This window comes from Microbacterium plantarum (assembly GCF_035231185.1).
Taxonomy (GTDB): domain Bacteria; phylum Actinomycetota; class Actinomycetes; order Actinomycetales; family Microbacteriaceae; genus Microbacterium; species Microbacterium plantarum.
Window position 1 is genome coordinate 956,310 of record NZ_CP141117.1, and the last position, 20,986, is coordinate 977,295.

Genomic DNA, 20,986 nt, shown 5'->3' on the forward strand with positions numbered 1-20,986 from the left:
TCACGTCTACACCCGCCCGCATCGCCCGCCTCCAGCAGCGGGAACCCGTCCTCCGGAAGGCCATCATGATCGATCGCGATCGCTTCCCCGTCGACCCCTGGCGTCTCGTCGAGAGAAGGTTCTCGGTCGAGGACATCGGCGTCACCGAGACGCTCTTCGCCGTCGGCAACGGCTACCTCGGGCTGCGCGGCAATCACCCCGAGGGGCGATACGCGCACGAGCACGGCACCTTCATCAACGGTTTTCACGAGATCTTCCCGATCCGCCACGCCGAACAGGCCTTCGGCTTCGCCGAGGTCGGTCAGACGATCATCAACGCGCCGGACGCGAAGGTCATGCGCGTCTACGTCGACGACGAGCCGCTCTCGCTCGACATCGCCGATATCCGCGACTACGAGCGGGTGCTCGACATGCGCACCGGCGTCCTCACGCGCAAGCTGCTGTGGGTCACCCCCAGCGGCAAGGAAGTGCAGGTCGACTTCGAGCGCCTCGTGTCGTTCGAGCAGAAGCACCTGGCGATCATGCGGCTGACGGTGACGGTGCTCAACTCCGACGCTCCGGTGTCGGTCAGCAGCCAGATCGTCAACCGCCAGGACGGCGAGGACGTCTACGGCGGCTCGGCGCCGGGCCGTGCCGCTCCCGGTTTCGACCCGCGCAAGACCGAGAAGATCGAGGAACGCGTCCTCCAGCCCCAGGAGTACTGGCAGGACGAGGACGGCCGGTCGGTGCTGTCGTACAAGTCGTCCAACTCGGGCATGACGGTGTCGGTCGTCGCCGATCATCTGATCGAGACCGAGAACGAGTTCTCGACACGGCGACTCGTCGAACCCGACATCGCCAAGAACGTCTTCCGCGTCAACGCGCGCCGGGGCGTTCCGATTACCGTGACCAAGCTCGTCAGCTACCACACCTCGCGCGGCGTGCCCGCCCGCGAGCTCGTCGAGCGGAGCCGTCGCGTGCTCGACCGGGTTCGCGAGGAGGGCGTCGAGGTCCAGTTCGAGCGGCAAGCGGCGTGGTGCGCCGACTTCTGGCGCCGCTCCGACGTCCGTATCGGCGGCCACGAGGACCTGCAGCAGGCGACCCGGTGGTGCCTGTTCCAGCTCGCGCAGGCGGCCGCCCGCGCCGACGGGCAGGGGGTCCCCGCCAAGGGCGTGACGGGTTCGGGGTACAGCGGACACTACTTCTGGGACACCGAGGTCTACGTCCTGCCGTTCCTCGCCTACACGACGCCCCTCTGGGCCCGGAACGCGCTGCGCATGCGCTACCTGATGCTGCCGGCCGCACGCCGCCGCGCCCGGCAGCTCAACGAGGCGGGCGCCCTGTTCCCCTGGCGCACCATCAACGGCGAAGAGGCGTCGGCCTACTACGCCGCCGGCACCGCGCAGTACCACATCAACGCCGACGTCAGCTTCGCCCTCGCGAAGTACGTGCGGGCGACCGGTGACGTCGACTTCCTCTACCGCGAGGCGGTCGACATCGCCGTCGAGACGGCGCGGCTGTGGTCCACGCTCGGGTTCTGGCGTTTCAGCGAGAACGGTGACGCCGAGTCGTTCCACATCCACGGCGTCACCGGCCCCGACGAGTACACGACGGTCGTGAACGACAACCTCTTCACGAACGTGATGGCGCGGTTCAACCTGCGTTTCGCGGCGCGCACGGTCCGCGACATGGCCGAGCAGGCGCCGGAGGCGTACCGTGCCCTCACCGAGCGTCTCGACCTCGACCCGGCCGAGGCCGACGGGTGGGAGCGGGCGGCCGAAGCGCTGCTGATCCCGTTCAGCGAGTCGCTGCGCATCCACCCTCAGGACGCGGTCTTCCTCGAACGCGAGGTGTGGGACCTCGAGAACACCCCCGACAGCCAGCGTCCGCTGCTGCTGCACTTCCACCCGCTCGTGATCTACCGCTACCAGGTGCTCAAGCAGGCGGACGTGGTGCTCGCGCTGTTCCTCCAGGGCAACCACTTCACCGACGAGGAGAAGCTGGCCGACTTCGAGTACTACGACCCGCTCACGACGGGCGACTCGACTCTGTCGGGTGTCGTGCAGTCGATCCTCGCGGCCGAGGTCGGATACCAGGACCTCGCGCTGGAGTATTTCCTCGAGTCGATCTACGTCGACCTCGGCGATCTCCACAGCAACGCGTCGGACGGGGTGCACGTCGCCTCCGCCGGCGGTGTGTGGACCGCCCTCGTGTCGGGCTTCGGCGGCATGCGCGACCATTACGGCGCCTTGAGCTTCGACCCGCGTCTGCCGCGTGACTGGCCCTCGCTGGAGTACACGCTGCACTGGCAGGGCACGCGCCTCGACATCACGCTGACGGCCGATGCGATGACGGTCGCCGCCGGCCCCGGCGACGCGGTCGAATTCTCCGTCCGCGGACGCGACGTGCGGGTCGAGGGCGGAGAGACCGTCCGGATACCGCTCGCGGGTCAGGGCCCGCTGCTCTCGGGGCGGCCGTCGCTGCGTCAGCTCGCCGACGCCAGGCGCGAGGACGGGTCGCTGCTGTCGGCGTCGATCCCGGATGCGACCGTCACGACGTCCATCCCCACGGTGACGACGGAGGTCCCCGTTATCACCGGCGAGATCCCCGTCGTCGATGATTACGCGCAGACCTTCGCCGACCAGCAGGTGAGCACCGACTCCTGACGGACGCCGGGGCATCCGGTCCTCGTCTGCGGCGGGTCAGGCCCGCGCAGCGACCTCGCGTGCCCCGGCGGCCGTGGCGGTCGCGTCGGTCATGATCGCGCGGACGGCGTCGCGGCCCGCGCGGTTGGCTCCGACCGTCGACTGCGACGGGCCGTAGCCGATGAGGAAGAGCCGCGGCTCGTCGACCGACCGCCCGTTCGCGACCCGGATGCCGCCGGCTGCGGTCCGCAGGCCCAGCGGTGCCAGGTGGGGGATGTCGGCTCGAAATCCCGTCGCCCACAGGATGGCGTCGGTGCGCTGAAGACCGCCGTCCGGCATGCGCACCCCGGTCGGCTCGATCCGCTCGAACATCGGATGCCGCACGAGCACGCCGCGCTGCTGCGCCGACTCCGCCCAGCGATTCCAGTGCAGGCCGGTGACCGAGATGACGCTGCCGGGAGGAAGCCCCTGCCGCACGCGCTCCTCGACCCCCGCGATGGCCGCGATGCGCGCGGCGGTGTCGAACCCGCCGACATCCCACCGCAGCTCGTCGCGCGTCACCCAGAAGGTGTCGGCGACGCGGGAGATCTCGTCGAGCAGCTGGATGGCCGAGATCCCGGCGCCCACGATGACGACCCGCTGCCCGGCGAACTCGTCGGCCGAGACGTAGTCGTGTACGTGCAGCTGACGGCCGGCGAAGGTCTTGGCTCCCGGGTAGCGGGGCCAGAACGGGCGGCGCCACGTCCCCGTGGCGTTGACGACCCAGCGCGCCGACCATGACCCGGTGCCCGTCACCACGCGCAGACGACCGCGCGGATCGGCGTCTTCGCGTTCGACGCGCCGCACCTCCACGGGGCGATGCACGCGGAGGTCGAAGCGGCGCTCGTAGTCGTCGAAGTAGGCCGGCAGCACGGTGCGTGCCGGAGCCCGCGGATCGGCCGGCGGCACGGCGAATCCCGGCAGCTCGTGGATGCCGTTCACGGTCTCCATCCGCAGTGACTCCCACCGGTGCTGCCAGGCGCCGCCGGGGCCGTCTTCGGCGTCGAGCACGACGAACGTTCGCACGGGCGCATCGGAGGGTGCGTCTCCGGGGGCGACCGGGACGAACCCGCGACGCCGCAGATGGTAGGCGGCGGAGAGACCGGCCTGCCCTGCGCCGATCACGACGACGTCGACCCGGGCGGCTTCCATGCCCGGTGCAACCGCGCGCGGGCGCGCGCTGTTCCCGCGGTGGCGGATGCCGACAGGGCCGGTGTCAGCGGTACGCCGTAGTCTGTCTGGGTGACCACCGCCCTCTACCGCCGCTACCGTCCCGAAGCGTTCGGCGAGATGATCGGCCAGTCGCAGGTGACCGAACCCCTGATGACGGCGCTCCGCTCCGACCGCGTCGGTCACGCGTACCTCTTCTCCGGTCCCCGCGGCTGCGGCAAGACCACCTCGGCCCGCATCCTCGCCCGCTGCCTCAACTGCGCGCAGGGACCCACAGACACCCCGTGCGGCACCTGCGACAGCTGTGTCGAGCTGAGCCGCGGCGGCGGTGGATCGCTCGACGTCGTCGAGATCGATGCGGCATCCCACAACGGTGTCGACGATGCTCGCGACCTGCGCGAACGCGCCGTCTTCGCCCCGGCTCGCGACCGCTTCAAGATCTTCATCCTCGACGAGGCGCACATGGTCACGGCTCAGGGCTTCAACGCCCTGCTGAAGCTCGTCGAGGAGCCGCCGGCCCACGTGAAGTTCATCTTCGCGACGACCGAGCCCGAGAAGGTCATCGGCACGATCCGCTCGCGCACGCACCACTATCCGTTCCGTCTCGTCGCGCCCGCGGCGATGCTCGAGTACGTGGAGCAGCTCTGCGCCCAGGAGGGCGTGCAGGTCGAAGCCGGTGTCCTCCCGCTCGTCGTGCGTGCCGGGGGAGGGTCGCCGCGCGACACGCTGTCGCTGCTCGACCAGCTGATCGCCGGCTCCGACGACGGCGCCGTCGCGTATGAGCGCGCCGTCGCCCTGCTCGGTTACACCCACGCCGAGCTGCTCGACGAGGTCGTCGGGGCGTTCGGCGCCGTCGACGCTGGGGCGGCCTTCGCGGCCGTCGACCGCGTCATCCAGACGGGCCAGGACCCGCGGCGGTTCGTCGACGACCTGCTCGAGCGCCTCCGCGATCTCATCATCGTCTCGGCGACCGGCCAGGGCGCATCCGCCGTGCTGCGCGGCGTGTCCGCCGAAGAGCTCGAACGGATGGGACGCCAGGCCGCGCTCTTCGGCACCGACCGTCTCTCGCGCACGGCCGATCTCGTCGTGACCGCGCTCGACGAGATGTCGGGGGCCACATCACCGCGGCTGCAGCTCGAGCTGCTGGTCGCGCGTGTGCTCGCCGCGGCCCAGCACGGCGTTCCCGCAGCCGATCAGGCGCCGGTCGCCGCGGCCCCCGCGTCGCATGCCTCGTCGCCCGCGTCCGCGCCCGCAGCCCCGCCACGCATCGTCACCCCCGCTCCGGCGCAGGTTCCGGCCTCCGCGCAGCCCGACCGTGCAGCGGCCTCGCCCGCTCCCACGGCACAGCCGTCCGCGCCGGCGACCGGCGCTGCGGCGGCCGCATCCGGCTCGGCGGCCGCGGCCCCGGCGGAACCGCGCGATCCGTCGACCGTGACGCTCGCGCAGATGCGCGACGCCTGGCCCGAGGTGCTGCAGCGTCTCGAGACGATCAGCCGCACCTCGTGGATGATCGCCTCCGTCGCCTCGCCCGTCGCCTTCTCCGAGACCGGCGTGCTCACCCTCTCGTTCCAGAGCCAGTCCGACGTCCTGCAGTTCAAGAAGCTCAACGCCGGCAAGGGCCCGAGCGAAGACCTGCGCGGCGCGATCCTCGGCGTTCTCGGGGTGCGAGTGAAGTACGTCGCTCGTCACGATTCCGACCCCGGCGGCGGACCGGCCCCGGGCGGGCCCACACCTCCGCCTGCCGGCGGGCAGCCCGGCGGCGCTCCCCGGCAGCAGCCCTCCACGGATCAGCGGCAGCCGGTGCAGGCGCCCTCGTCGCAGCAGGCTCCGGGCGGTCAGCGGGCCGCGGGTGCCCCCTCGGCGCCGGCGGGCGGCCGCCCGACCGCAACCGCGTCACCCTCCGGCTCCTCCTCCTACGCCGCCCCCGTCACGGAGTGGGCGGTTGCGCCGATTCCGCAGGGCGACCCGGCGCCGCAGTTCGCGGTGGACGACGAGCCCGAGGATGCCGTCGCGGCGCCCGTGCGCACGCTCACGGCCCCCCACGACGGTGACGTCGACCCGTACCCCGAGCCTCTGCCGCCCATCGACGAGGAGGACCGCGACTACCCGCCGCCGCCCGTCGACGACTACGCGCCGCTGCCCCCGCGCGCGCCGGTCGCCGTGGAGCGGCCCACGGCCGCGCCTCCGACCGCAGACCGGAACGGCTCCGGTCCCGAACGGCCCGCTGCCGCCCCCGTTGCCGCGCCCTCGAACGGTCGAGCGAACGCGGCGCCCGCGCGGGGCGGGATCGAGCGATACGGCGAGGCGGTCGTGCGCCAGATGCTCGGTGCCACCTTCGTCCGCGAAGAACCCTTCACCTCACCCACGAGATTCGGCTAAGCCATGTACGACGGCATCGTCCAGGACCTCATCGACGAATTCGGCCGCCTGCCCGGCATCGGACCGAAATCGGCGCAGCGCATCGCGTTCCACATCCTGCAGACCCCGACCTTCGACGTCTCGAAGCTCTCGCACCTGCTCGGCGAGCTGCGCGAACGCGTACGGTTCTGCGATATCTGCGGCAACGTGTCCGAGCAGGACCGCTGCGCGATCTGCCGCGACCCGCGGCGCGACGGCACGTTCATCTGCGTCGTCGAGGACGCCAAGGACGTCGCCGCGATCGAGCGCACCCGTGAGTTCCGGGGCCTCTACCACGTGCTCGGCGGAGCGATCAGCCCCATCGGCGGCGTCGGCCCCGACGACCTCCGCATCGCGCAGCTCATGCAGCGCCTCGCCGACGGCACCGTGCAGGAGGTCATTCTCGCCACGAACCCGAACCTCGAGGGCGAGGCGACGGCGACCTACCTCAGCCGCCTCCTGACGACCCTCGAGATCCGGGTCACGCGCCTGGCATCGGGCCTTCCCGTCGGGGGCGACCTCGAATACGCCGACGAGGTCACGCTGGGCCGGGCGTTCGAGGGACGCCGCCAGCTCTGACGGCATCCCTCGAGGCGGGGTCAGGCCCGCTGGTCTGCGAGACCCACGACGTCGAGCAGCCAGGCGAGCTCGAAGGCGCGTTCGCGCCACGAGTTGTACCGGCCGCTCACGCCGCCGTGACCGGCGACCATCTCGCACTTCAGCAACGCGTCGACACCGACCTCGCGCAGGCGGGCGACCCACTTGGCGGGCTCGACGTACATCACGCGGGTGTCGTTGAGCGAGGTGACCGCGAGGATGCGCGGGTACGTCGCGTCCTCGCGGACGTTCTCGTACGGCGAGTACGACTTCATGTACGCGTAGACGTCCGGGTCGTGCAGCGGGTCGCCCCACTCGTCCCACTCGATGACCGTCAGCGGCAGGGAGGGATCGAGGATCGTCGTCAGCGCGTCGACGAAGGGGACCGCGGCGAGGATTCCGGCGAACAGCTCGGGGGCGAGGTTGGCCACGGCGCCCATGAGCAGTCCGCCCGCTGATCCGCCCTCGGCGGTCATCCGGTCGGGCGAGGTGTAGCCGGTCTCGACGAGGTGGCGGGCGACGGCGACGAAGTCGGTGAAGGTGTTGCGCTTGTGCAGCAGCTTCCCGTCTTCGTACCATTGCCGCCCCATCTCGCCGCCACCGCGCACGTGAGCGACGGCGAATACGACGCCGCGGTCGAGGAGCGACAGGCGCGCCACTGACATGGCCGGGTCGATCGAGTGCTCGTATGAGCCGTAGCCGTACAGATGCAGGGCGCGGGGCTGACCGCTCGTCCCGTCCGCGGGGTCTCCGAACGACCGCTTCCAGACGACCGAGACCGGGATGCGCGTTCCGTCATCGGCCGTCGCCCACACCCGTCGCTGCTCGTAGTCCGCGGGGTCGTAGCCGCCCAGCACCGGCTGGCGCTTGCGCAGCAGCAGGTCTCCGGTCGCGACGACGTAGTCGTAGACGGTGCCGGGGGTGACGAATGAGCCGTAGCCGAGACGCAGGACGGGCGGCGCCCACTCGGGGTTCCCGCCGGAGCCCACCGTGTAGAGGGGTTCGTCGAACTCGAGCTCGGTGACCGAGCCCGAGGCGTAGTCGAAGATGCCGAGACGCTGCAGCCCGTCGCGCCGGTAGCCGAGCAGCGCCCAGTCGCGGAACGTCGAGAGGCCCTCCAGACGGCGTCCCGGCTGGTGGGGGAGCACGACCTCGCGCGCACCCATCGGGTCTTCGGCCGAGACCCGCACGAGCTCGAAGTCGAGCGCGTCGTCGTTGTGCAGGACGTAGAGCACATCCGCGCCGTCGACGATCGCGTGCGAGACGGAGTACTCCACGCCCTCACGGCGAGGCCACACCGAGCGCGGCTCCGCCCGCAGGTCGTCGGCCGGCACGAGGAACTCCTCGCTCGTGATCGACGAGCCGACCTCGATCACCAGATACCGGTCGCTGCGCGTGAAGCCGGCACCCACCCAGTACCGTTCGTCGGGCTCGTGGAAGAGGCGTTCGTCGGAGGCCGTGTCGGTGCCGATCTCGTGCAGCCAGACCGAGTCGGGTCGCCAGGCGTCGTCGACGGTGGAATAGACGACGAACCGGCCGTCCGGTGACAGCGAGGCTCCGGCGAAGGTGCCGGCGATCTCATCGGCGAGGTTCTCGCCGCTGGCGATGTCGCGCAGGCGAAGGGTGTACCGCTCGTCGCCCTCGGTATCGACGCCGTACAGCAGCAGGGAACCGTCGGTGGAGACCTCGAAGCTGCCCAGCGAGAAGAACTCCGCTCCTTCGGCCTCGACGTTGCCGTCGAGCAGCACCTGCTCGCCGGGGACGTCGACGCCGGGTTCGAGCTGCGGGGGAGTCCAGTCATCGGGTGAGACCAGGGGAGCGCGGCAGTGGATGCCGTACTGGCTGCCCTCGACCGTGCGGCTGTAGTACCACCAGTCGCCGCGGCGGCTCGGAACGGACAGGTCGGTCTCGAGGGTGCGCCCCTTGATCTCCTCGAAGATCCGCTCGCGCAGCCCGCTCAGGTGCGCCGTGCGGGCGTCGGTGTACGCGTTCTCGGCCTCGAGGTGCGCGACGACCTCGCCGGCTTCCTTCTCGCGCAGCCACTCGTAGCGATCGACGAACTCGTCGTCGTGGTGCGTACGGCGGTGCTCGCGCACGGCTGCAACGGGGGCCGCCGGCGCGTCGGAGGGGGACGGAGTGGGGATGTCGCGGGTGTCGGTCACCGTTCCACGCTAGCGCCGCGGCCGCCTGATCCGGCCGCTCGGATTCACGGTGACGGCGATGGTGTGGCAGGATTCGATGGTCCGGTTGCCGGACCCTGAACAGACGGTGAACTCTTCGTTCGCGCCCGCCGCTGCCGCGGCATCCCGACCCGTACTCGAGGACCCGCGCTCGCGGGCCCGCACGCACAGAGAGCGCACAGTGGAAACCGCTGTACTCATTCTTCTGCTGGTCATCGGACTGGCACTCTTCTTCGACTTCACCAACGGCTTCCACGACACCGCCAACGCGATGGCGACGCCGATCGCGACGGGGGCCCTGAAACCGAAGGTCGCCGTCCTCCTGGCCGCCGGCCTCAACCTCGTCGGAGCCTTCCTGTCCACGGAGGTCGCCAAGACCGTCTCGCACGGCATCATTCACGAGGATCAGCTCGCCGCCACCGCGCTGCTGCCGCTGATCTTCGCGGGGTTGATCGGCGCCATCACGTGGAACATGCTCACCTGGCTGCTCGGCCTCCCGTCGAGCTCGTCGCACGCCCTCTTCGGCGGCCTCATCGGCGCGACCCTCGTGGGCGTCGGCGCGATGGCCATCGACTTCGGCGTCGTGCTGAGCAAGATCATCCTCCCGGCGCTGATCGCCCCCGTCACGGCCGGCCTCATCGCCTTCACGGTCACGAAGGTCGCCTACGCCGTGACCCGTCGCCACGACGGAAAGCCGGACGGCCGCGACGGATTCCGCTGGGGCCAGATCTTCACGTCGTCGCTCGTCGCGCTCGCCCACGGTACGAACGACGCTCAGAAGACGATGGGCGTCATCACGCTCGCCCTCATCGCGGCCGGCTGGCAGAGCGCCGAGCACGCCGAACCGCAGTTGTGGGTCATCGTGGCGTGCGCCGTCACGATCGCGCTGGGCACCTACATGGGCGGATGGCGCATCATCCGCACCCTCGGCAAGGGGCTCACCGACGTCAAGCCCGCGCAGGGCTTCTCGGCCGAGGCGTCGACGGCGTCGACGATCCTCGCCTCGAGCGCGCTCGGCTTCGCGCTGTCGACGACGCAGGTCGCATCCGGCTCGGTGATCGGCTCCGGACTCGGACGCCGCGGCTCGACGGTCCGCTGGGGCACGGTCGGCCGCATCGCCGTCGGCTGGCTGCTGACGCTCCCCGCGTCGGGCGCGGTCGGCGCCGTGGCGGCGCTCCTGGTCGTGTGGCTCGGCCCGGTGGGCATCGTCATCGACGCGATCGCCGCCGTCGCGATCGTGCTGGCGCTGTTCCTCCGCTCGCGCCGCAACGAGGTGCACGCGGGCAACGCCATGAGCGAGGTCGCCGACTCCGGCCTGGCCGTCGACGTGCCCTCCGATCCGCCGCCCACGCGGCGGCAGCGGCGCGCGAAGGCGGCGGCCGCGGCGAAGAGCTCGGGCTCGGAGCAGACGGAGGGCGAGCGATGAACGTCTCGATCGACTGGTTCGCCTTCGTCCAGGTGTTCGCGGCGGCCATCACGGGCGCCGTGCTCGTCGTCGGCTTCTACGCACTCGGGCTCCGGATGCTGGTGCGCGCGGGCCGGGTGCCGGTGGTGACTCCCGCGGAGTTCACCGACGCGATCGCCGTCATCAGCGAGAAGCAGGCGCGCCGTCACGCGAAGGCAGCGGCCAAGGCGGCGAAGAAGAATCCGCTGACGGCGGGGCAGAAGAGGATCGCGCTCGTCACGGCCTACGGCGCCTTCGCCCTGTGCGGTCTCGCCGTCCTCGGCGGCATCGTCCTCATCGTGGCGGGACGGTAGGACCCCCGGCATAGGCTGTGGCCATGACCTCAGCAGTGCCGTCGGACGGTTCCACGCAGCCCCGCGACCGCGCGGCATCCGTGCGTTTCGGGCGTCACGAGCCCGCGGCGCACGTCCTCGTCCATGTCAGCGACACCCACCTGCTGGCGGGCGGGGCCGCGCTCGGCGGGCGCTACGACGTCGAGGCCAACCTCGACGCCACGCTCGCGGCGATCGAGCGCACCGGCGTCCGACCCGACGCGCTGGTCTTCACCGGTGACCTGACCGACCTCGGCGAGCCGGACGCCTACCGTCGCCTCCGCGACGCGGTCGAGCCCGTCGCGGACCGCTTGGGCGCACCGGTCGTGTGGGTGGCCGGCAACCACGACGAGCGCGACGCGATGCGCGTGGGGCTGTTCGGCGGGCCCCCGACGCAGGAACCGCTGACCGGGGTCTGGGATCTGGCGGGCCTGCGCCTGATCGCCCTCGACTCCACGGTGCCCGGCTGGCACCACGGTGAGATCGACGCGCGTCAGCGCGACTGGCTGCGCGAGATCCTCGCGGAGCCCGCGCCCCGCGGCACGATGCTCGCGATGCATCACCCGCCGCTGCCCAGCCACGTGCCCTTCTTCGACATCCTCGAGCTGCGCGACCAGGACGCCCTCGCCGAGACCATCGCGGGAACGGACGTGCGCGGCATCCTCGCGGGTCACCTGCATTACTCCACGTCCGGCACCTTCGCGGGGATTCCCGTCTCCGTCGCCTCCGCCACGTGTTACACGATGAACCTCCAGCGCCCGCCGCAGGCGGTCAACGGCATGGACGCCGGCCAGGCGTTCCAGCTCGTGCACGTCTACGACGAGGTGATCACCCACACCGTCGTGCCCGTCGTCGAGGCTCCGACCGGCGAGTACTTCTCCGCCGAATGGGTCGCCGACATGGCGCGGTTGTCGCCGCAGGAGCGTCTCGAGGCGTTTTCGCGCAAGCGCTGACTAGGCTGGGACCGTCCCTCCCATCGCCGTGAGACCCACAAGGACCAGCGCATGATGTCGTCCACTCCCGCCACCCGCACCGAGACCGATTCGCTCGGCTCGCTCGAGATTCCCGCCGACGCCTACTGGGGCGTGCACACCGCTCGTGCACTCGAGAACTTCCCGATCTCGCAGCGGCCGATCTCCGTCTATCGCGACCTCGTCCGGGCCCTGGCGATGGTCAAGCAGGCGTCGGCGCGCGCGAACCGCGAGATCGGGGTGCTCGATGCCGAGCGCGCGGACCTGATCGACCGTGCCGCTCAGCTCGTCATCGACGGCGAGTACCACGACCAGTTCGTCGTCGGCGTCGTTCAGGGCGGTGCCGGCACCTCGACGAACATGAACGCGAACGAGGTCATCACCAACATCGCCCTCGAGCTCGCGGGGCGTCCCAAGGGCGACTACGCGTTCCTGTCGCCGATCGACCACACGAACCGCAGCCAGTCCACGAACGACGTCTACCCGACGGCGATCAAGGTCGGTCTCGCCCTCGACCTGGAGGGGCTGCTCGACGAGCTGGCGCTGCTGCGCGAATCGTTCCTCACGAAGGCCGTCGAGTTCCACGACGTCCTCAAGGTCGGTCGCACGCAGCTCCAGGACGCCGTCCCGATGACGCTCGGGCAGGAGTTCCACGGCTTCGCGACGACGCTGGGGGAGGATCACTCCCGCCTCGGCGAGAACGCCTCGCTGCTCTACGAGATCAACATGGGCGCGACCGCCATCGGCACCGGCATCACGACCCATCCCGAGTACCGCCCCGCTGTCGTCCGCCATCTGCGCGAGATCACCGGCCTCGATCTGTCGAGCGCCGTCGACCTCGTCGAGTCGACCAGCGACACCGGCTCGTTCATGTCGTTCTCGTCGTCGCTGAAGCGCAACGCGATCAAGCTGTCGAAGATCAGCAACGACCTGCGGCTGCTCTCGAGCGGACCCCAGGCTGGCTTCGGTGAGATCAATCTGCCGGCCCGGCAGGCGGGGTCGAGCATCATGCCCGGCAAGGTCAACCCGGTGATCCCCGAGGTCGTCAACCAGGTCGCCTTCGCGGTGGCCGGCGCCGACCTGACCGTGACGATGGCGGTCGAGGGCGGTCAGCTGCAGCTCAACGCCTTCGAGCCGATCATCGCGCACTCCATCTTCCAGTCGATCACCTGGATGCGGCGGGCGATGCGGACGCTCCGCGTCAACTGCGTCGACGGCATCACGGCGAACCGTGAGCGCCTCGGGGCCATGGTCGGGTCCTCGGTCGGTGTCGTGACGGCTCTGACGCCTTTCATCGGCTACGCCGCGGCAGCGGCCCTGGCCAAGACCGCGCTGCTGACGCACCGCAACGTGGGCGATCTCGTCGTCGAGGCGGGGCTGATGTCGCGCGAAGAGGTCGACAAGCAGCTCTCGCCCGCGCGCCTGTCGGGTCTGCAGGCCGTGACAGCGGCCATCCCGATCGTCCTCGCCGACGCCGAGGAGAGCGTCTCGGGCTGACAAGGCTTTGTGCCGCGGGGCCCGCTGTCGATAACGTCGAGGCTGTTCATCGCTTTCCGACCGACCGGGGGATCCCATGACCGACCCGAACAACCCGTCCGCGCCGCAGCCTCCGGCCTACCAGCCGCCGGCGTACCCGACGTCGTCTTCCGACGCGTCGTACCAGAACCCGAACGCCCCGGTGCCGGGAAAGACCCTCGGCATCGTCGCGTTCATCCTCGCGCTGGTTCCCGTCGGGCTGCAGCTCGTCGGTCTCATCCTCGGAATCGTGGCGCTCGTCCAGAGCAAGAAGGCGGGCCGTAAGAACGGCCTCGCTCTCGCCGCGATCATCATCAGCGCCGTCTTCATGGTGATCGGTGTGGTCGTCGCGATCGTCCTGTTCTCGGTCTTCGGTAACGCGGCGAACGAGATCTACCAGACCTGCGTGGTCGAGGGCGCCGACACCGTGACGGTGTGGGGCCAGACGCAGTCCTGCTCCTCCGCGCGGTAGTTCGCGTCCCGAAGAGCCCCCGCGGACATCGTCCGCGGGGGCTCTTCGTCTGCCCACCTCAGGAGTCGCTCGGGACGTTTGCGTCCGCGCAGTCAAAGCGCTTAAACTCGACGCCAGCGCAACGGTTAAGCGCTTTGATCGCCGCGGCGATCCCGCGATTCAAGGAGGAAGACGTGAAGTTCAAGACAGTGGCAGGCGGCATCGCCACCCTCGCTGCGGTGTCGCTCATCCTGACCGGCTGCGGCCGTGCAGACGAGTCGGCGGCCGGGCCCGCAGAGGTCACGACGATCGATGACAGCCCGGCCACGGGCACGATCAGCGTATGGGCGATGGGTGCGGAGGGCGAGGCCCTGCCGGAGTTCGTCAAGGAGTTCCAGGAAGCCAACCCCGACGTGAAGATCGACGTCACCGCCATTCCGTGGGACGCGGCGCACAACAAGTTCCAGACGGCGATCGCGGGTGGGAACACCCCCGACGTCGCCATGGTGGGCTCGACGTGGATGGCGGATTTCGGCGACGCGTTCGCCACCGTCCCGGCCGAGATCGCGACCGACGGCTTCTTCCCCGGCGCCCTCAGCACGACGGAGTTCGACGACCGCGCCGCCGGTGTGCCGTGGTACGTCGACACGCGCGTGCTGTACTACCGCACCGACCTCGCGCAGCAGGCCGGCTGGTCCCAGGCTCCGACGACGTGGGACGAGCTGCAGCAGCTCGCCGCCGACATGAAGGAGAAGGCGGGCGCCGAGTACGGCATCCGGATGCCCGGCGGCAACGACTCGTTCCAGGGGGCGATGTGGATGCCGTGGTCCGCCGGTGCGGAGCTCACCGACGGTGACGCCTGGACCCTCGACACCCCCGAGATGACGAAGGGGCTGGAGTACTACAAGAGCTTCTTCGACAAGGGGCTCGCCGACGCGAACGCCGACATCTCCGCCGGCGCGACCGAGGCCGAGTTCGTGGCCGGAACCACGCCGATGGTCGTCGAGGGGCCGTTCCTGCGCGGTCAGCTCGAGCTGCTCGGAGGTGCGGACTTCGCCTCGAAGTACGCGACGGCCGTCCTGCCCGCCGACACCGGGTCGGTGTCCTTCAGCGGCGGCGCGAACCTCGTCGTGTTCAACCAGAGCAAGAACGCCGAGTCGGCGTGGAAGCTCGTCCGCTGGCTGAGCGAGCCGGAGACTCAGGCGGCGTTCTACGAGACGACGGGTGACCTGCCCGCTCTCCAGGCCGCGTGGGATGCGCCCGCCCTTGCCGACGACGCGAGCCTGACGACCTTCGGTGAGCAGCTGCAGACCGCCAAGGCCCCGCCCGTGACGACCAGCTGGGTGCAGGTGGCCGCCAAGGGCGACCAGGCCCTCGAGCAGCTGCGTCGCGGCGGAGCGGATGTTCCCGCGGTGCTGCAGAAGCTGCAGGCCGACGCCGACGCGATCGGACTCGAGTGACCTCGATGTCCACCACCACCCTCCCCGCGGCCGGAGCCGACTCCGGCCGCGGGGCCTCCCGCCCCGACGGGCTGCACGCACGGCTGCGCAAGCGTCAGGCACTCATCGCCTGGGCGTTCTGCCTGCCCTTCGTCGCCGTGTTCGCCGTCTTCATGCTCTTCCCGATCGTCGGGTCGTTCGCGATGTCGTTCACCGACTTCACCGCTCGCGACATCACCTCTCCGTTCGCGGTGAACTTCGTCTGGCTCGACCAGTTCGCGACGCTCTTCGGGGACCCGCGCTTCATCACGTCCCTCGGGGTCACCGCGGTCTTCGTCGTGGTCGGCATCCCCGTGACGATGGTGCTGGCGCTCGCCCTCGCGCTCGCCCTCAACAGCGGCGGCGGCCGCATCGTCGCGTTCTTCCGGGTGGGTTTCTACGCGCCGGTCGTCACGAGCATCGTCGCGGTCGCGGTCGTCTGGCGCTACATCCTCCAGCCGGACGGCCTCCTCAACTCGGCCCTCGCGCTCGTCGGCATCGACGGCCCGAACTGGCTCAACGACCCCGCCTTCGCCCTGCCCTCGCTCATCATGATGGCGGTGTGGCGCAACGTCGGCACGCTCATGGTGATCTTCCTCGCGGGCCTGCAGGCCGTTCCGCAGGACGTCAACGAGGCGGCGACGATGGATGGCGCGTCATCGTGGCGGCGCCTGATCTCGGTCACCCTGCCGCTGCTGCGCCCCACGATCCTCCTCGGGGCGGTCCTCATCTCCGTCGGCTACCTGCAGTTCTTCGAGGAGGCGTTCGTCATGACCAAGGGCGGGCCGCTCGACTCGACCCTGTCCGTGGCGTACTACACCTTCCAGCAGTTCGGCTTCGGCGAGTACGGACTGGCCTCCGCCGCCAGCTACGTCCTGTTCCTGGCCATCGCTCTGCTGAGCCTGCTCCAGTTCCGACTGCGCCCGTTCGAAGGACTGACCCGATGACAACCATCCCCGCTCCCGTGGTGGACACCGTCACGCCGCCGCCCGCTCCGCGGCGCCGCCGCCGTCGGTTCGGTCCGCGTGCGATCACCTACACCGTCCTGGCCGTCGGACTCACCCTCTGGCTCATCCCGTTCCTGTGGATGGTGCTCGGATCGGTCAAGACGCAGGGGGAGATTCTGCGCCGCCCGCCGACGTGGTTCCCGGAGAACCCGACGGGCGAGAACTTCGCGCAGTGGTTCGGGCCTCTCGACTTCGGACACTTCTTCGCCAACAGCCTCATCGTCGCGGTGGTCACCGTCCTCGGCAACATCGTGTTCTGCTCGATGGTGGGCTACGCCCTGGCGAAGATGGACTTCCCCGGCAAGAAGGTGCTCTTCCTCCTCGTGATGGTGACGCTCATGGTGCCGGGGGTCGTCACCTTCGTGCCGCTGTTCGTGATGGTCTCCTCGCTCGGGCTCGTCAACACCTACCCCGCGCTCATCCTCCCCTTCATCACTGCCCCCATCGGCGTGTTCCTCATGCGGCAGTTCATCATGGGCATCCCCGACGCGCTGCTCGAGGCCGCCCGCCTCGACGGGGCGGGGGAGTGGCGCATCTTCTCGCGCATCGTGATGCCGCTGTGCGGGCCGCCGCTCGCGACCCTCGGCATCCTGACGTTCCTCGCCTCCTGGAACAACTTCCTCTGGCCGCTGGTGGCGGCCCAGACCGAGGAGATGTACACGCTTCCCGTCGCGCTCTCGCTCTACTCGACGGGACAGAACGCGACCAACTACGGACTGCTCCTGGCCGGATCCGTGCTCGTCATCGCGCCCATCATCGTGCTGTTCGTCTTCCTGCAGCGCTGGTTCATCCGGGGCGTCGCCACCACCGGTCTGAAGTGACCTACGCGCCGGCCTCCGCGTCGCCGCATCCGTCCCCCCACAAGCGAAAGCACCTCATGCGACCCGAATTCCACACCGCGCCCGATGGAACCCGTTTCCGCGACCTCAACGGCAATGGCGTCCTCGACCCCTACGAGGACCCGCGCCTGACCCCGGAGGAGCGCACCGACGATCTGCTCAGCCGGATGTCGCCGGCCGAGAAGATCGGCCTCATGTTCCAGACCGTCATCGAGATCGGTCCCGATGGCGAGCTCCTCGAGACACCGGGCGCCATCTCGAAGTCGCCGACGACCGACGTCGTGGTCGGCAAGAACATGACGCACTTCAACGTGCACGCCATCCGCACGGCTCGTGAGGGCGCTCGCTGGAACAACAACCTGCAGAGACTCGCCGAGAGCACGCCGCACGGCGTCCCGGTGACGATCAGCACCGATCCGCGGCACGCGTTCGTCGAGAACACCGGCGTCGCCTTCTCCGCGGGTCCCTTCTCGCAGTGGCCGGAGCCGCTGGGGCTCGCCGCGCTCGACGACCTCGAGGTCATCGAGCAGTTCGCCGACGTCGCCCGTCGCGAGTACTGCGCGGTCGGTATCCGGGCGGCGCTGCACCCGCAGATCGACCTCCCCACCGAAGCTCGCTGGGGTCGTCAGGCCCAGACGTTCGGCTTCGATGCCGAGCGGGTCTCGCAGATCACCGCCGCCTACCTGCGCGGCTTCCAGGGCGACGTGCTCGGCGCTGAGAGCGTCGCGTGCACGACGAAGCACTTCCCGGGCGGCGGACCGCAGCTCGACGGTGAAGACGCGCACTTCCCGTACGGACGCGAGCAGGTCTACCCGGGCGGCATGTTCGAATACCACCTCGAGCCCTTCCGCGAGGCGATCCGGCGCGGCACGGCCGGCATGATGCCGTACTACGGCATGCCGGTCGGACTCGAACGGAACGGCGTGCCGATCGCCGAGGTCGGGTTCGCCTACAACCGTCAGATCGTGACGGACCTCCTGCGCGACGAGCTCGGCTACGACGGCGTCGTCGTCACCGACTGGGAGCTCGTCAACGACAACCACGTCGGCGACCAGGTGCTGCCCGCTCGCGCGTGGGGCGTCGAGGAGCTCGACCCGACGGAGCGGATGCTGCGGCTGCTGGAGGCCGGTGTCGACCAGTTCGGCGGCGAGGAGTGCACGGAGCTGCTCGTCGGCCTCGTCGAATCCGGCACCGTGCCGCTCGAGCGCATCGACGTGTCGGCCCGGCGCATCCTGCTCGTGAAATTCCGGCTCGGCCTCTTCGACGACCCGTACGTCGACGAGGACGAGGCCGAGCGCATCGTCGGCAACGCCGATTTCCGCGCGCTCGGCACCCGCGCGCAGGCGGAGTCGCTGACCGTTCTGCAGAACCGCGACGAGGTGCTGCCGATCCGTTCGGCGCCGCGTCCGAAGATCTACGCCGAGAACGTCGGCGACGCCGCGATCGCCCCGTACGGCGACCGCGTCGAGCGGCCTGAGGACGCCGACGTCGCGATCGTCCGTGTCGGAGCGCCCTTCGAGCCTCGCGACGACCTGTTCCTCGAGAAGTGGTTCCACCAGGGTTCCCTCGACTTCGGCCCCGGGCTGGTGTCGCGACTGGGTCGTGTCGCGACGCACGCCCCTCTCGTGCTGGTCGTCGGCCTCGACCGGCCCGCGGTCCTCACCCCCTTCGTTCCCGTCGCTTCGGCGATCGTCGCCGACTACGGCAGCTCGGATGCCGCGGTGCTCGCCGCGCTCACCGGCGCGGTGCCGCCACGTGGCACGCTGCCCGTCGAGATCCCGCGATCCATGGACGCCGTGCGCCGTTCCCGGACCGACGTCCCGGGCGACACGGACGAGCCGATCTTCCCGCGGGGGACCGGACTGTCGATCGTGCCGGCGTGAGGTGCGTCGGTAGACTCCCCGGGGAATCGAGGTAGTCATGGTGGTCGGACGACCCACGGTCTACGACGTCGCGGAACGAGCCGGGGTGTCGATCGCGACGGTCTCGTTCGCGTTCCGGCGCCCCGACAAGGTGCGCACCGAGACCCGCGACATGGTGCTGCGGGTCGCACGCGAGCTGGGGTACGTCCCCAGCGGCTCGGCCCGGAACCTCGCGCGCGGCCGCACCGGGGTGCTCGGGCTGCATCTGTTCGATCTGCTGGTCGAATCGGCGCCGCCCGTCGAGACGGGGTTGACCTCGGGTGCGGCTCCCGAGCGGCCGACGCCGCCCGGGCTCACCGATCTCGCCGAGCTCGACCTCGACGTCGACCTGATCGCGTGGGACGCCGACGAGGACGTCCGCCGGAGCGCTCCCCGGACGTTCCCGCTCTACGTCGATGAGATCCAGCGCGGCTTCGTGCTCGAGTGCAAGCGGGCCGGCACCGCGGTGCTGCTCAGCACCGGGGGGCTGGGGGCGTCCGAGATCGCCGACACGGCGGGGCAGGTCGACGGCCTCGCGATCCTGCCGGGCCCGACGGTGACCGCGTCTCTCGGCTCGGTGTCGTCGACGCTCCCGGTCGCCGTGCTGAGCTCGCCGCTGGGTGACGCGCACCATGTCCTCGCCGACAACGCTGGTGGTGAGCGGATGCTCGTCGATCATTTCGTCGAGGTCCACGGCGTCTCCACGTTCGGGTGGGTCGACGCACCCGCCGGTTTCGACACCGACGAGCGCCGCGCCGCCTTCTTCGATGCTGTCGCCTCTCACCCCGGCGCGCGCGCCGAGGTCATCGACACCGTCGAGCTCGAGCGCGCACCGGTGTTCCCGGGGCTGAGCTCACGAGCACGCGAGAGCACGCTCCCCGAAGCGGTGCTGTGCGCGACCGATCAGATCGCGCTCGCCGCGCTCGACGTGCTGCACGCCCGGGGCATCGTCGTGCCCCGCGACGTGCGGCTCGCCGGCTTCGACGGCATCCAGGCGGCCGGGATGTCGTCGCCGCCGCTGACGACCGTGCGCCAGCCGATGGAGCTCATGGGGCGCATCGCCGCCCACCTGCTGCTGACCGATCCGGGAGACGGCTCGGCGCGGCGCAGCGTGCGCGTCGAGGTGGGGCTCCGGGTCGGCGGAAGCTGCGGGTGCCCGGTCAGTCCGTGATGCGGCAGTGCGTCCGCAGCTCACCGATCCCGTCGATCCCGACGGTGACGACGGAGCGGTCGCGCAGGAAGATCTGCGGGTCGCGCGAGTAGCCGGCGCCGCCCGGGCTGCCGGTCGAGATGAGCGTGCCGGGCAGGAGCGTGGCCGCCGTCGAGAGGTGCGCGACAAGCGTCGCGACCGAGCGGATCATCTGTCCCGTCGAGGCGTCCTGCACCGTCTGGCCGTCGACGACGGCCCAGATGTGAAGGTCTTGCGGGTCGGGGACCTCGTCGGCGGTCACCACGTAGGGTCCCGTCGGCGTGAACCCGTCGAAGGACTTGCAGCGCGACCACTGCGCCTCGGAGAACTGGATGTCGCGCGCGGTGATGTCGTTGACCACCGTGTAGCCCCAGACGTGGTCGAGAGCCGTGTCTGCAGGGACGTCCTTGGCCGCCGTGCCGATGATGACGCCGAGCTCGGCCTCGTAGTCGACCGACTCGCTGAGGCTCCGCGGCCACGACGTGATTGCGTCGTGCGCGGTGAGCGAGTTCGGCCACAGGGTGAACACGGTGGGCGCGGTGTCGGCCTTCAGGCCCAGCTCGCTCGAGTGCGCCGCGTAGTTCAGCCCGACGGCCAGCACGATCGGCGGGGCCAGAACGGCCGATGCGAACGCCGAGCCGGTGACGTCGTGCCACGCCACGCCCTCGCTCGTCGACGCGTCCGCGACGCGCGCAAGCCCGTCGTCGCCGAGCTCGATGAGCTGCTGCAGTCGTTCGGGTGCGCCGGCGAACAGGTCGCCGACGAACGTGGCCCGGTCGTCTTCGACGAGCACGAGGCGGGGATCGTCGGCCCCCGCGGTCATCACGTGGGCAAAGCGCATGCTCTCAGGCT

16 protein-coding genes are annotated in these 20,986 nt (G+C 70.3%); 13 read left to right on the plus strand and 3 right to left on the minus strand.

All coding sequences use genetic code 11. From position 1 onward, the window contains the following. Nucleotides 1-65: 65 nt before the first annotated feature. Complete coding sequence (locus VC184_RS04535) at nt 66-2,645, plus strand: glycoside hydrolase family 65 protein (protein ID WP_112613679.1); 2,580 nt, start codon at nt 66-68, stop codon at nt 2,643-2,645. Between the two features lie 36 nt (nt 2,646-2,681). Here VC184_RS04535 and VC184_RS04540 read toward each other — a convergent pair whose 3' ends face one another. Then, nucleotides 2,682-3,815 carry an NAD(P)-binding domain-containing protein gene (locus VC184_RS04540; RefSeq protein ID WP_323987407.1) on the minus strand — a complete coding sequence of 378 codons (1,134 nt, stop codon included), beginning with the start codon at nt 3,813-3,815 and terminating at the stop codon, nt 2,682-2,684. A 90-nt stretch (nt 3,816-3,905) separates the two neighbouring features. Here VC184_RS04540 and VC184_RS04545 point away from each other — a divergent pair, with 90 nt between their 5' ends. Then, nucleotides 3,906-6,212, plus strand: coding sequence for a DNA polymerase III subunit gamma and tau (locus tag VC184_RS04545; protein WP_282502266.1), 2,307 nt, complete (start codon nt 3,906-3,908; stop codon nt 6,210-6,212). Nucleotides 6,213-6,215: 3 nt separating this feature from the next. Further along, on the plus strand, nt 6,216-6,809 hold the full coding sequence (recR, locus tag VC184_RS04550; RefSeq protein ID WP_112613685.1) for a recombination mediator RecR: 594 nt from the start codon (nt 6,216-6,218) through the stop codon (nt 6,807-6,809). Nucleotides 6,810-6,829: 20 nt separating this feature from the next. Here recR and VC184_RS04555 read toward each other — a convergent pair whose 3' ends face one another. Continuing rightward, nucleotides 6,830-8,989, minus strand: a complete 2,160-nt coding sequence (locus VC184_RS04555; protein WP_407667129.1) for a S9 family peptidase — start codon at nt 8,987-8,989, stop codon at nt 6,830-6,832. Between the two features lie 199 nt (nt 8,990-9,188). On the opposite strand from VC184_RS04555, the gene VC184_RS04560 reads away from it, so the two are divergent. The 10 genes from VC184_RS04560 to VC184_RS04605 all read left to right on the plus strand — a co-directional run bounded on the left by VC184_RS04560 (nt 9,189) and on the right by VC184_RS04605 (nt 20,116). Then, nucleotides 9,189-10,433 carry an inorganic phosphate transporter gene (locus VC184_RS04560; RefSeq protein ID WP_274177524.1) on the plus strand — a complete coding sequence of 415 codons (1,245 nt, stop codon included), beginning with the start codon at nt 9,189-9,191 and terminating at the stop codon, nt 10,431-10,433. Further along, entirely contained in the window at nt 10,430-10,765 is a 336-nt protein-coding gene (locus VC184_RS04565) for a peptidase (RefSeq protein ID WP_112613687.1), read from the plus strand. Before VC184_RS04560 ends, VC184_RS04565 begins: the two co-directional genes overlap by 4 nt. A 23-nt stretch (nt 10,766-10,788) precedes the next feature. Continuing rightward, nucleotides 10,789-11,736 (plus strand): phosphodiesterase, encoded by a 948-nt coding sequence (locus VC184_RS04570; RefSeq protein WP_323987408.1) that lies wholly within the window; start codon nt 10,789-10,791, stop codon nt 11,734-11,736. Nucleotides 11,737-11,790: 54 nt separating this feature from the next. Continuing rightward, nucleotides 11,791-13,251, plus strand: coding sequence for an aspartate ammonia-lyase (locus VC184_RS04575; RefSeq protein WP_112615031.1), 1,461 nt, complete (start codon nt 11,791-11,793; stop codon nt 13,249-13,251). Nucleotides 13,252-13,327: 76 nt separating this feature from the next. After that, nucleotides 13,328-13,741 carry a DUF4190 domain-containing protein gene (locus VC184_RS04580; RefSeq protein WP_274177527.1) on the plus strand — a complete coding sequence of 138 codons (414 nt, stop codon included), beginning with the start codon at nt 13,328-13,330 and terminating at the stop codon, nt 13,739-13,741. Between the two features lie 173 nt (nt 13,742-13,914). Next, nucleotides 13,915-15,180 (plus strand): sugar ABC transporter substrate-binding protein, encoded by a 1,266-nt coding sequence (locus VC184_RS04585; protein WP_269266712.1) that lies wholly within the window; start codon nt 13,915-13,917, stop codon nt 15,178-15,180. A gap of 5 nt (nt 15,181-15,185) precedes the next feature. Further along, on the plus strand, nt 15,186-16,145 hold the full coding sequence (locus VC184_RS04590; RefSeq protein WP_323987410.1) for a carbohydrate ABC transporter permease: 960 nt from the start codon (nt 15,186-15,188) through the stop codon (nt 16,143-16,145). Continuing rightward, nucleotides 16,142-17,026, plus strand: a complete 885-nt coding sequence (locus VC184_RS04595) for a carbohydrate ABC transporter permease (RefSeq protein ID WP_323987412.1) — start codon at nt 16,142-16,144, stop codon at nt 17,024-17,026. Before VC184_RS04590 ends, VC184_RS04595 begins: the two co-directional genes overlap by 4 nt. A gap of 56 nt (nt 17,027-17,082) precedes the next feature. Next, nucleotides 17,083-18,927 carry a glycoside hydrolase family 3 protein gene (locus VC184_RS04600; RefSeq protein WP_323987414.1) on the plus strand — a complete coding sequence of 615 codons (1,845 nt, stop codon included), beginning with the start codon at nt 17,083-17,085 and terminating at the stop codon, nt 18,925-18,927. Nucleotides 18,928-18,964: 37 nt separating this feature from the next. Further along, the gene (locus tag VC184_RS04605; protein ID WP_323987415.1) at nt 18,965-20,116 is read left to right on the plus strand and encodes a LacI family DNA-binding transcriptional regulator; all 1,152 of its coding nucleotides are present in this window, start codon (nt 18,965-18,967) and stop codon (nt 20,114-20,116) included. On the opposite strand, the gene VC184_RS04610 is transcribed toward VC184_RS04605, so the two are convergent. Then, nucleotides 20,106-20,975: a fumarylacetoacetate hydrolase family protein gene (locus VC184_RS04610; RefSeq protein WP_323987416.1), complete on the minus strand. Its 870-nt coding sequence runs from the start codon at nt 20,973-20,975 to the stop codon at nt 20,106-20,108. The two genes, VC184_RS04605 and VC184_RS04610, sit on opposite strands and share 11 nt — an antisense overlap. Nucleotides 20,976-20,986: the final 11 nt, after the last annotated feature.